This is a genomic window from Oceanobacillus piezotolerans (assembly GCF_003665065.1).
Lineage (GTDB): Bacteria > Bacillota > Bacilli > Bacillales > Amphibacillaceae > Oceanobacillus > Oceanobacillus piezotolerans.
On record NZ_RCHR01000004.1, the window covers coordinates 43,409 to 55,702 of the forward strand.

At 37.7% G+C, this 12,294-nt stretch carries 12 protein-coding genes; 5 read left to right on the plus strand and 7 right to left on the minus strand.

All coding sequences use genetic code 11. From position 1 onward, the window contains the following. Nucleotides 1-576 precede the first annotated feature (576 nt). The 3 genes from D8M04_RS11855 (at nt 577) to D8M04_RS11865 (ending at nt 2,876) form a co-directional block, all read left to right on the plus strand. Entirely contained in the window at nt 577-1,401 is an 825-nt protein-coding gene (locus tag D8M04_RS11855; RefSeq protein ID WP_342772648.1) for a transporter substrate-binding domain-containing protein, read from the plus strand. Nucleotides 1,402-1,494: 93 nt separating this feature from the next. After that, a complete protein-coding gene (locus D8M04_RS11860) occupies nt 1,495-2,157 on the plus strand; it encodes an amino acid ABC transporter permease (protein ID WP_121523251.1) in 663 nt (220 codons plus the stop codon). Next, nucleotides 2,154-2,876 carry an amino acid ABC transporter ATP-binding protein gene (locus D8M04_RS11865; protein ID WP_121523253.1) on the plus strand — a complete coding sequence of 241 codons (723 nt, stop codon included), beginning with the start codon at nt 2,154-2,156 and terminating at the stop codon, nt 2,874-2,876. The genes D8M04_RS11860 and D8M04_RS11865 overlap by 4 nt, the downstream gene beginning before the upstream one ends. 221 nt (nt 2,877-3,097) lie before the next feature. Here the strand turns inward: D8M04_RS11865 and D8M04_RS11870 are convergent, their stop codons facing one another. The 4 genes from D8M04_RS11870 to D8M04_RS11885 all read right to left on the minus strand — a co-directional run bounded on the left by D8M04_RS11870 (nt 3,098) and on the right by D8M04_RS11885 (nt 7,667). After that, complete coding sequence (locus tag D8M04_RS11870) at nt 3,098-3,994, minus strand: RNA polymerase sigma-70 factor (protein ID WP_121523255.1); 897 nt, start codon at nt 3,992-3,994, stop codon at nt 3,098-3,100. Next, a complete protein-coding gene (locus tag D8M04_RS11875; RefSeq protein WP_121523256.1) occupies nt 3,960-5,264 on the minus strand; it encodes a phytoene desaturase family protein in 1,305 nt (434 codons plus the stop codon). Before D8M04_RS11875 ends, D8M04_RS11870 begins: the two co-directional genes overlap by 35 nt. Nucleotides 5,265-5,960: 696 nt before the next feature. Further along, nucleotides 5,961-7,046, minus strand: coding sequence for an acyl-CoA dehydrogenase family protein (locus D8M04_RS11880; RefSeq protein ID WP_121523927.1), 1,086 nt, complete (start codon nt 7,044-7,046; stop codon nt 5,961-5,963). Between the two features lie 102 nt (nt 7,047-7,148). Further along, complete coding sequence (locus D8M04_RS11885; protein ID WP_121523258.1) at nt 7,149-7,667, minus strand: DUF4242 domain-containing protein; 519 nt, start codon at nt 7,665-7,667, stop codon at nt 7,149-7,151. Between the two features lie 175 nt (nt 7,668-7,842). Between D8M04_RS11885 and D8M04_RS11890 the strand changes: the two genes are divergently transcribed. After that, on the plus strand, nt 7,843-8,295 hold the full coding sequence (locus tag D8M04_RS11890) for a winged helix-turn-helix transcriptional regulator (RefSeq protein ID WP_121523260.1): 453 nt from the start codon (nt 7,843-7,845) through the stop codon (nt 8,293-8,295). A gap of 14 nt (nt 8,296-8,309) precedes the next feature. On the opposite strand, the gene D8M04_RS11895 is transcribed toward D8M04_RS11890, so the two are convergent. Genes D8M04_RS11895 through D8M04_RS11905 form a run of 3 tightly spaced genes read right to left on the minus strand, consistent with a single transcriptional unit; the run spans nt 8,310 to nt 10,842 of the window. After that, nucleotides 8,310-9,080, minus strand: a complete 771-nt coding sequence (locus D8M04_RS11895; RefSeq protein ID WP_121523931.1) for an ABC transporter permease — start codon at nt 9,078-9,080, stop codon at nt 8,310-8,312. A gap of 5 nt (nt 9,081-9,085) precedes the next feature. Then, on the minus strand, nt 9,086-10,042 hold the full coding sequence (locus D8M04_RS11900) for an ABC transporter substrate-binding protein (protein WP_246001222.1): 957 nt from the start codon (nt 10,040-10,042) through the stop codon (nt 9,086-9,088). Nucleotides 10,043-10,056: 14 nt separating this feature from the next. Further along, nucleotides 10,057-10,842, minus strand: a complete 786-nt coding sequence (locus tag D8M04_RS11905; protein WP_121523262.1) for an ABC transporter ATP-binding protein — start codon at nt 10,840-10,842, stop codon at nt 10,057-10,059. A 213-nt stretch (nt 10,843-11,055) separates the two neighbouring features. Here D8M04_RS11905 and D8M04_RS11910 point away from each other — a divergent pair, with 213 nt between their 5' ends. Next, entirely contained in the window at nt 11,056-11,946 is an 891-nt protein-coding gene (locus D8M04_RS11910; RefSeq protein WP_158595117.1) for a diacylglycerol/lipid kinase family protein, read from the plus strand. Nucleotides 11,947-12,294 lie beyond the last annotated feature (348 nt).

The window sequence follows — 12,294 nt, forward strand, 5'->3', positions numbered from 1 at the left end:
CCCTCCCTGTTTATTTTATAGATAGAAGATTCTTGATTAAATTTAAAAAGTCCTTTAAATTTCAAGATTTTACATAATAAATAAAAAAATCAAGCTAACCAGAAAACTCTGGTGTCTTTTTTACCAGGCCTTTGAACATCCTTTATAAAGGATAAATTTCCCCCTCTCCTATTCACTAGCTACATCCTAGCAAAGGAGTATTAAATAGATATAAGATTGATATAAATTTTTTTAGTAGAAAAGAATGAAAAAAATTTACTTTCTCTGACAAAAATCGACGTTGACCACTAAAGATTATTACTTAGCATAAAAACTAACTGTGAGTAATAGACTATACCAACCACATTTAGCAACCTATTAGCCTAGCAAGAACAGGCTATTGTTGGTATTCGGAAGGAATTCCTAATAAAACTAAGCATTTCCATTCTAATCTTCTTTCAGGGTTAAAATTTCTGATTCTTTGGTTAATATGATTAAAAAATAAATTTTCCAAATAATGTAAAGTTTGATACTATTATGGGCACAAGTTTTCTTTACCACTATCATTGTTTAAAAAACAGAAGGGGGTTTGATGAAGTGATATTAAGAAATTGGAAATGGAGAATCACTGCACTTATTTCAATGGGTCTTGTACTTTTATTAGCTGCTTGTGGCAGCGGCGAGGAGACATCTTCCGAGGAGAATGGTGCTTCGGATGCAGCAGAATATGATTTAAATGATTCCTATACAGTGGTTAGTGATAACTCTTTCGTACCATTTGAGTTCGTGGAAAATGGGGAGCTTCAAGGATTTGATATTGAAATCATTAACGCAATTGCCGAAGAAGCTGGCTTTGAAATTGCAGGAGGAGAAATTGAAACAACAAACTTTGACGGAATTATACCTGGACTGCAAACTGGCCAATTTGAAATTGCCATAGCTGGTATTAGTATTACGGAAGATAGAGCAAAGGTGATTGACTATAGTGATCCATACTATGAATCTGGTATCACGATTGGCGTCCCAATTGATAACGAGGATATTCAATCGTTAGAGGATTTAGAGGGTAAAACCGTTGCAACCCGCCTGGGTTCAACTAGTGCCAATTTTATAAGGGAGAATTTAGATGATGTTACCCTTAACGAATATGAACAATTGGATCAAGTTTACTTAGCTGTTGAAAATGGCAGTGCAGATGCTGTCGTTTATGATGCACCTAACGTGAACTACTATATCTCAACTACTGGTGAGGGAAAACTCAAATCAATCGATGAACTTTATCAAGCAGAAGACTATGGAATTGCAATAACCAAAGGAAATGAAGATCTAGTAAGTGCAATTAATGATGCACTGGCGACACTTAAGGAAAATGGAACCTATGATGAAATCTATGAAAAATGGTTTGGCGCAGCAGAAGAATAATTAGAATGTTATAGGGATAGCTACTAAACAACGAATTTGAATCAGGCTTATCTCCTTGAGGATAAGCCTGATTTCAATCTAAGGAGTGAAAGAATGATTGGACAATTTAATTGGGCCGGAGTACTCGAATTTTTACCCGAGCTTGGGACAGGTCTTTACTATACTTTATTAATTTCTATAATTGGACTGCTTATCGGATTTATCCTAGGTGCCATTTTTGGCTTAGGACGTATTTCTAGAAATAAATTCTATTATGGTATATCCTCATTTTATATTGAAGTTATCCGTGGGACACCGGTGTTAGTGCAAGCAATTTGGATTTTCTTCGCACTTCCGTTGATTACAGGCTATAATATGGAATCTGTCACGGCAGGTATTGTTGTAATCGGGATAAATTCAGGCGCGTATATTGCCGAGGTTGTTCGCGGCTCCGTACAATCCATTGATAAAGGACAGGTAGAAGCAGGACGGTCTCTTGGCCTTACCCATCATCAAACCATGCGCTATATTGTATGGCCACAAGCATTTAAACGAATGATTCCTCCACTCGGAAACCAGTTTATCATCAGTATTAAGGATACCTCTCTATTATCGGTAATTCTTGTACCGGAGCTTATGTTCCAAGGGAGATTAATCGCATCAAACTATTTTAACGCCGTAGAAATTTATACTACTGTTGCTGTATTTTATCTAGCAATCACCTTAACACTATCCTATGTTTTACGCTATATTGAAAGAAGGTTGGATGTTCAATGATTACTGTAAAAGATTTACATAAGAAATTTGGCGATAACGAAGTATTAAAAGGGATTAACTGTGAAATCAAGCCCTCCGAGGTAGTTTGTGTTATCGGTCCAAGTGGATCCGGAAAAAGTACATTTCTCCGCTGCCTCAACGTGTTGGAAACCATTACCAGCGGAGAAGTTATCGTCGATGGTTTTAACCTAAATGACAAAAAAACCAATATCAATAAAGTCCGCACCGAAGTGGGAATGGTGTTTCAGCAATTTAATTTATTCCCTCATAAGACTGTTATCCAGAATGTTATGCTCGCCCCAGAAAAAGTACGGAAGATTTCAAGTCAGGAAGCAAGAGAACGAGGAATGAAATTACTAGAGAAAGTAGGACTGTTGGAAAAAGCAGACCAATATCCATCCCAGCTTTCTGGAGGACAGCAGCAACGTGTGGCGATTGCTAGAGCATTAGCAATGGAGCCGAAGTTAATGTTATTTGATGAGCCGACCTCTGCCCTCGATCCTGAACTCGTGGGAGAAGTTTTGGAAGTTATGAAACAGTTAGCATTAGAAGGTATGACAATGGTCGTCGTAACCCATGAGATGGGCTTTGCTCGAGAAGTAGCAGACCGCGTTCTTTTTATGGACCAAGGAGTAATTATGGAAGCGGACACTCCCGAGAACATTTTCTCTAATCCCCAAAACGAGAGAACAAAGGCATTTTTGAATAAGGTATTATGATTCGTGACGTTAAACCAAGTGAAAGCCTGTTTTAGAAGCTATGCTTTTAAGATGGGCTTTTATCTGTTGTATGAGTGACTGTTTGAGGTGCTACGAAGCTGTGTTGGGCGTTCAGCCGCTTCATGAGTGACCGGTTGAGCTGCATCGACTCTAATTCGGGCGTTCATCGGCTCAATGAGTTACCGTTTCGACTAGCTAGGAGCTTAAAACGGATTTCATTCTCATTTTAAGTCACCATTTCGGCTGTATTCCTTCTCAGAACATGGCAATTTTTCAGGATTCATTGTCATATAAATATCTATTATCTTTTCCTTATTTATATAAAAGCTAATCACACTATGAAGCTTACCGGTTATAAAAATAAAAATAGCTGGCTGCTGATTTGCATTCTTTAACTCAAACCGAAAGTCCGCTGGCACCTTCTTGATAATCCCGAATAATAATGCCATAACCCTGTCAAAAGAGATGATTGGTCTTGTAGCTGCTGTAACTTTCCCGCCACCATCGGAATACAAAGTCACATTGTTGGATACTAACTCTAACAAAGTTTCCATGTCCTGTAGCTGAAAGGCTTCAATAAAGCGATTTACAATCAATTTATTACTCTCGTAACTTAAACTTTCTTCTTCAACCCGAGTCATCTTCCGTTTTGCTCTGCTAAAAATCTGCCTACAATTTGACTCTTTTTTCTCAACCATACTTGCAATCTCTTGATATGAAAATTCAAATACCTGTCTAAGCAAGAGAACTGCTCGCTCATCCGGCTTTAGGTTTTCCATTAACCGCAAGTACGCTATACTCAATCCCTCCCTTTGCAATAGTATCTCCGGAGGGTTATTATCGTTAGATTGATCCAGCAATAATGGCTCTGGATTCCAAGGTCCAACGTAATCCATCCGTTTCATTCGTACAGATTTTAAAATATCTAAACAGCGATTTGTTAAGATTTTACAAAGGTATGCTTTTTTATTCTCTATCATTGTTCCTTTAAGCTGATAAGCTTTTAAGAACGTCTCGTGCACTACATCTTCTGCTTCTGCAACCGAACCTAGCATCCTATATCCCAAAGAAAATAATAATGGCTTATATTGCATGTAATCCTCGCTCGTTATTTCCATGCAGACTCCTCTTTTCCATTCTTATAATTTCTTCTGCCACTCTTTTCCCGCTGGCGGCTGCCCCGTCAGATAAGATTGAATCGGGATCTGCCCAATCCCCTGCTAATAATAAATTTAATATTCCCATTTTATGACTGAGTTTATCCCCTACCATAGGCAATCGCTGATTGACAATAATATGGGGTAAAAAGCGAGCCGTAATCACTTTCTCACGCCAGCCAGGCTGCACTCTTTCTAAAAAGTCTTCCAGCTCTACTCTCGTGCTTCTGCTGTCCACTACTTGGTCTGGTTCGAGATATTTAAATACGTGTAAGATTGCACTATTTGCACTGTCAGAAAGTTTGGCATATGGGGAATGAACAGAGTAATAGATAGGAGTAGTGAATCCTAGCGAAAACAGGTTTTTTGGATTAGGAAGTTCTCTTAAAGCAACATCAAGTGTTGCTCCCTTTACTGGTTCGCATTGTCTGAGAAAAGCTGGGAGCCAAACCCTATCTCCCACCAACTGAGAAAGCTTCATCGGAGAGGCAGAATACACGACGTATTTTCCGATAATTCTGTCATTATTAGTTGTTAATAATTGTATCTTATCCTGATGCACTTGGTCAATTTGTTTCACAACAGTACTTGTTTGAAATTCTACCCCGTTGGCTACTGCTTTTTGATAAAGCTGATCTATAATGGTTTGCCAGCCACCATCTATATAGATCACTCCTCGCATAACATGTTTCAAGTGACCAATAATGACCTTCGCACTTGTCATCTCAGGTTTGTTGCAATAAGTGGCAAGTCTGCCGAGCAGAAAAAGCAGGTTTTGCACATTTTTGGATGTGGCTACTTTCTCTACCCATACCTTGAAGGATTGCTCATGTAAATGAGCTGAATCAACACGCTTTAACTTCATTAGCACTCCTACCCACTCTATCCGCTCCTTCCAATGAAACAGGCGTGTCGTTAGAACCCCCAATGGCGTAAAAGGTGCCAGATACTGCTTATCATCTTCAATCAGGCTGCCACCTAAGTTTGGTGACTTCCCTTTCAGTTGCACGCCAAGCTCTTCTAAGATTCCTTTTGCAGGACCTGTTTTATAAAGAGCATGTGGACCAAGATTAAAATATTGGTGGTCGACGATTTTAGTAGCAGCTCTACCTCCTATTTGATTTGCCTTTTCCATTACTAACACTGAAAGACGCTTATGAGCTAAATAATTTGCTGCAATAAGCCCAGACAATCCTCCACCAATGATTACAACATCCCATTCTTTTGTCATCTTAAAAACCTCCTCAATTACTTTCATTAACAAGACGAGGTAAGAAAGCGGTTTGTGACAAAAAATGTATTAATTCTCAATAAGAAAAAGACATCTCTATTTTTTTGATCAAAGATGTCTTCTTGAAGTGTTGCACTTTTTCAAAGGATGAATTTCTATGAGGAGATTACATTCGAGGAATAAACATTAATCGCTATCTTGCATTCCACTAGGTATATTCAATACAGCAGGCCGCTCAGTTAATCAGAGTGTAAGCATACAAAAAACCGATTCTACTTACCTGATTAGAATCGGTTTTTTGGATCACTTTGATAGATTTCTATTAGAGTCATATCAATTGCCCTCACTTTTTATAATCTTATTTTTCTAGCTTCGTTAATGATGTCGCGGTTTAAATTTTCGTATGGTTGTACATATGCAGCGAATAGTTTAGTAATTGTCTTTTTCAATTAAATTCCTCCTTTTTTGTTATCTTTATTATGGGATATTAGGCAAAATATTACAAAGTCGATGAAAACGATAACTTTGGTCATGTAAGCGAGAACAATGGAAATGAAAACGAGCCCACCTCGATATTTCTTATATTTTCGCTTGTTTTCTTCTATTATTAAATGTAACTCTAGAGAATTTTCTCCTCTTAGTTTTTCTAGCGACCTTTAGTACAGAACGCAAAAAAAGCCCCTCCGTTTCACCCATTCATGAAACAGAAGAACTTTCCTTTGGTCCATCGGAAAGTAATTTTTCCAGATGTTTTACTGTTGGAGTTAAATTTAGGAGAAAATAGGATTCTCTTAATCTTCTTGAGGGATTACTTTTCTTAAGGTATGCCGCTCCCCCATAGTGAAGCATATCTCCGTGCACTGCTTCTATTGTTAACTGCGCTACTTCCAGTCTGAGCTTTAGAATTTCAGATAAATGGTTCTTTAAATTCTTACTTTCAGCTAAACGATTTAACTCTTGTTTAAGTGCAAGGTATTTATCTTCTATATCCTCTGGTTGAATATTCAAAAATTTATTTATGCCACCTTGCTTTTTCGGAGCCTTCTTCATTGATTGAATGGCTGCAGAAGTTACTCCTAATCCGAGTGGGATTTGATACATAATAAAGGCAGGGCGAATTTCATCTACAAACTCCTCTGCATTCTTTGAGATAATCAAGTTATCTGCAATAAACACATCCTTAAATTTACATGCATAGGTTGCGCTTCCATTCACTCCAATGTAATCTGTCTTTTCTTTTAAATCTAATCCCTCCGCATCACAGGGAACAAAAGCCATGATTTCCTTGCCATCCTCAACAGCAGCAATAACACCAAACCAATGATCTTTATTTAAATTGGAGACAGATCCTAAGTTTCCATTTAGCAGATATCCTCCAGCTTTACGTTCTGCCTTTAAATGCAGTCGTTCTAATCCAGAATAGAATTTCATGGGATTGGACAAACCAGTACCACCTAAGAGCTCTCCATTTTCAAATAGAGGAAGTAATTCATTTTTAAGATAGTCATTGTCACTTTGACGTAAATAGGTTAAAGCGGCTAAATGGCACCAAACATTAAATCCCGTTGTCATACAAGCTTCCGAAGTTTTCTCCACTATTTCTAGTTCTTTTTTTAAAGTATCACTTTCGGATTGCCCATCCGAATTAAATAATCCATGTTTTCCAATCTTTAATAAATAATCCTCGGCATAAAAAGCCTCAGAATCAATTTTTTTAACCAATGGCTTAAGATCCTCTTTAATAATAGAATCCAGTACCATTGTATTCCCTTCTCTTGCCATGATCACTTGCATTACCTCCCATTGTTCATCCCGTTTGCTGCCCTTACATGAATGTATGAAACCTCTGAAGTTCCTTAAAGAACTTCAGAGGACAGGCAAGGTTTAGTTGTTAATTTCAGTAATAGAACTAATTGGTGTTTGAACTGCTTCACGTGCACGCTTAACAGCATCTTCATCTGGTGCATCATAGAAGCAAAGACATTTTGACATATCCTCACACACGTACGTTCTTTCAAAGGATACTTCTGGTACTTCGGCATAATGAACGGAATTCTTTTTCTTTCTCGCTAAATATGCATCCATTGTAAGATCTTCTGGTAAATTCCATTGCACAAGATAATTCACTTTATCCGATTGCTTCTTCACTTCATCTAAATCTTTCCCTACTAATCTTACTTCCTTTACAAGCTCCACATTAACACCTTGATTTTTGATGCTAGCTTCAAGCGCTTCACTATTATCTGCTTCAAAAATAAAGAATGCTCTTGAGAAATCTTTCGCTACTTGTACTTCGATTAACTCGTTACCCCCATTGTTTACTAATTGGGAAACCTTCTCCTCAAAGCTCGCTTTGTCGTTCACTTCTCCACTTAAATTCGCTTCCACTAAATATAAACCCATTTTCAACTCTCCCTTTTTCGGAATTACCTTAAACAGATAATTCCTATTGTTTTAGTAAACTTTCTTAAAGTTATTTTATTATACTAAGTTAAATAAATCAACTTACTTTTATAAATGTTTTTTATGTTATCATTTACTATATATATTGAAAATGTAGAAAGATGGGGGTCTATTTATGAAATCAGTTTATAATTTACCTTGTAATATTGCTCAAACTTTGAATATTGTTGGAGACCGCTGGACATTGTTAATTGTTCATGAAATATTAATCGGAAATACAAAATTTAATGATATTAAAAGTGCATTAAATGGTATTTCCTCCAACCTATTATCAGAACGGTTGAAATACCTAGAGGAAAGTGGACTTGTTACTTCCGCTCTTTACTCCAACCATCCCCCAAGATATGCATACACCTTAACGCAAAGTGGCAAAGATTTAGAACATGTCTTTCATGCGTTTATCAATTGGGGCGAAAAACATTTGGAAAAATGTTATAAAACTCTAGTCCATGAGAAATGCAACACCCAAGTCGATATCACTTATTATTGCTCTCATTGTGACGAAATGGTTGATGACTTAGCTGTTTTGAAAGTGGACCATACGGAGGAAAAAGCAAAAACGGTGTAATGTTTTTGCTTTTTTTACTCCTTTGATGACATCCCCCATTGCATTTCTACCCATCTTTCTAAAAGGCGTATCGCTCTATCGATTAGCAGCCCGCAAACTCCGATGAAAATAATTCCCGCCAACACTAAGTCAAGCCGCAGTAAGTTTCGGGCATCCACGATTAAGTACCCTAATCCAGATTGTGCTCCCACCATTTCACCTGATACTAAGAATATCCAAGCAGTCCCCACCCCAATATGAAGTCCACTTGTAATAGCTGGAAAGGCTGCTGGAAAAATAATCTTTGTCATTAATTGCGGTTGTTTGATTTCTAAATTGCTAGCCAGTTTTAAATAAGTGGTATCCACGTTTTTAACCCCTGAAACGGTTGTAAGTAAAATCGGGAAAAACGCTGCTATAAAGATAATCACTATTGCCGGCGCATTACCAATCCCAAACCAAAGTACAATAAACGGAGACCATGCAATCGGTGCGACGGGTCTTAACACCTGAACAATTGGATCAAGTACTGCCCACAGCCTATCCATCCTCCCTAAGAATAGGCCCAATATTACAGCTAGAATAGCTGCAGCAATATAACCAACTGCGAATCTTCCTAAACTCACCTTTAAATGTTCAAATAAAGCTCCACTTGTAACTAGTGAGACAATCGCTTCCCACACCATAACTGGAGTAGGTAATAATGCTTCCTCGATATCGGTAATCATTACCGTGATTTGCCATATTGCTAGAATAATAAGGACACCTAAAATAATATTTAATGTATTATTTCCTATTTTTTTCATTTTTTTCACATCGCCTCATCAATCAGAGAATTATCAACGAAATCTTCATAAGCTGGCGGTTTTTTTGACAATCCCATCTCTATTAAATAGTCACTTAATTTGCTATAGTCTTGTTCATTAATACGTAAATTATCATAGGCAATCCATTTTAAAGATAAATCCATAACCGTTTCATCCACTTTCATAAATTTCGACGAAACTTCATACACATGTTCATCTTTCTGCTGCGCTTGATTTCCTGCCTCTACATAACTGTTCATAAATGCCTGGGCGAGATCACTATTTTCTTCCATAAATTCTTGCCGCAATACGATTGCACAATCAACTGAGTTTTGCCAAAGCTCCTCTGATTGGTAAAGGACATGCCCATTATCCATGACAACCGATTGTGCGCCAAATGGTTCAGCAACAACATAACCTGCAATCCGATTTTCCGCTAAGGCTGCTGGCATTTCTGCAGGTGTCATTTCTATTACATTCACATCATCATATTGCATCCCTTCTCGTGTTAACATTTCATATAAAAGCACATTATGAGTAGATAGTTTATGCGGGATGGCGAAGCTTTTTCCTTTTAAATCTTGAACATTGTGAATGTCATTTCCAGCAATGATGACATTCCCATCCCTGTGACCAAGTGCTACTGCCTTCAAGTCAATTCCCAGTTCCTTTGCTTTCATTGCAACTGCTACCAGTACGGAAGCCCCGTCAATTCTGCCGGTGTTTAAAGCATCCATTAAATCTGGCCATGATGGGAATTTTACCAGTTCGATTTTATAATCTTGCTCACCTTGAGTGACTATCTCATCTTGAAGATACAAAGGTATCGCATGGGTGATTGGCAAATAGCCAATTTTAATGGTTGGAATCTCTTCCTTGTCCTCTGTTGCTGTAAAGCCGCAAGCACTTACAACGAATACAAGACTGATTAGGCCTAAGGTCAGTAAAACGCTTTTCTTCAATCTATTTCTCTCCCCTAAATATGATACTCCAATGGTGGTTTTGAGCTGTTTAGATGGAATTCTTGAAGGATTTGTTTTCGGTAATATTGAAATTCATCCCCGCTTCGATCTCTTGGTTTATAGGAATCAATAACAATTTCACGCTGAATTCTTCCAGGTTCCTTTCCCATTACAACGACTCGATCAGCTAAATAAATTGCTTCATCAATGTCATGGGTAACAATGATAATGGTTGTCTTCATTTCCTGCTGAATGCGAATCAATTCGTCCTGCAAATAATAGCGATTGAATGTATCCAATGCGCCAAACGGCTCATCCATTAGCAATACGTCTGGCTCAATGGCAAGTGCACGTGCAATCGAGACGCGTTGTTGCATTCCTCCAGATAATTGGCGTGGAAAATGATTCGCTTTATCCCCTAGTCCTACCAATTCCACATAATGATACGCCTGCTTCTTTCGTTCCTCTTTTGATAGATTACTATCTTCCAATCCTAATTCAACGTTTTTCAATACAGATCGCCATGGCAGCAGTCCATAATGTTGAAATAGCATCACACTTTTCTTACTAGGCTTTGTTACTTCCTTTCCATCCAGCAAAACTTGCCCCACATTAGCTGGTTCAAATCCTCCAATAATATTCAATAAAGTACTTTTCCCACAACCGCTTTGTCCCAATATTGCTATGGTTTCTCTTTGATTCACACTTAAATTGATATCCTTTAATATCAACTCATCTTTTCCGTTATTGCGAAATGACTTTGATACATCCTTTACTTCAATAAACATCGGCTTACTCAAAGGCTCCCCTCCAAAATCAAATAATCCTTATAAGTTTAGTATGTTTTATGTTAGTTATATTATTATACTCGCTTCAAAAAATCAACCTATTTTTAAATATTCAAAAATAAAATGACTCCCACAATATTGAGGTACAATTAGTTCTCCTCCATGTTTCCATAGAACAACAGAAGGGAAGATAAGAAGAAAAGAATGTTTATGGGAGAAATGAAAATGAAGAAAGCCATGTTAATTGCAAATCCAGATTCTGGAAAAGAGAGAAGCACAGAATATCAACAAAAAGCTTTGGAAGCAGTAAAAAGAAATGGCTACGAAACCTCAATACGTCTAACAGAAAAACAGTCTGATGCAACGAAATATGCAAGAGAGGCTTGTAGTAAAGAAATGGATTTATTAATTGTGATGGGTGGCGATGGGACAGTCAATGAGGCAATAAACGGCCTTGCGGAGCAAAAGCATCGTCCTATATTATCCATCATTCCCTTAGGAACCGTTAATAATTTAGCTAGGGCCCTCTCCATCCCTCTTCAGACAGATGCAGCAATCGAATTGTTAGAAAAGGATACATTCACGAAGGAAATTGACATTGCAAAGACCCATGAACGCTATTTTATGAGCAGTATTTCCATCGGTCCCATTGCAGAAGCTTTCTATGGAGTTCCATCAGAACAAAAATCAAAACTGGGTGCTTTGGCCTATGTGTTAGAAGGTGCGAAAAAACTTAGAGATGATGAGGGGTTTAATGTAGAAATAGATGCAAATGGCAAAGTTATAAAAAAACATGCCTTTCTAATTCTCGTTGCCCTTACTAATTCTGTTGGTGGCTATATCCACTTTAATCCAAAAGCAGAGGTCGATGATGGGAAAATGCATATCTTCATTTTTGAAGAGCTCTCCGCTTTCAACATTTTCAGTATGGTTGGTTCTACCCTCAGTGGAAATTTACAGAATGATGATCATATCACTTATCTCACAGCAAACCGAATTACCATCCGTACAGACCAAATCCTTACTGCCAATGTTGATGGAGAGGAAGGACCTCACACGCCAGTTAAATTGAAACTGCTTCCTAGTCATTTGGAAGTAATAGTGCCTAAACCATAATGATTAGCAAACAATATTCTCCATCTGCAATCATAGTATCATCATTGCCAACAGCTAAGCCCCTCTCCTCCATTATATGGAGGCAGAGGGGCTTATTAAGGAATAATGCTTATTATTTATAATCGGTGGACAGGAATAATTATTCATGAAGGAAAAGCAAAAACCTGCAGTACCTTTGTTCATTTAATGCCATTCCCTCTAGCTTTTATCCCACTTTCCCAATAAATGTATCGCTCTGTTGAAAAGCTACCCATCAATTCCGATAAGATAATCCCATCGATTAACATTAAACCAGCAAGATCTGTATTCTGCCATAAGACAGTGTAATCGGATTACACTCCTAGCTAG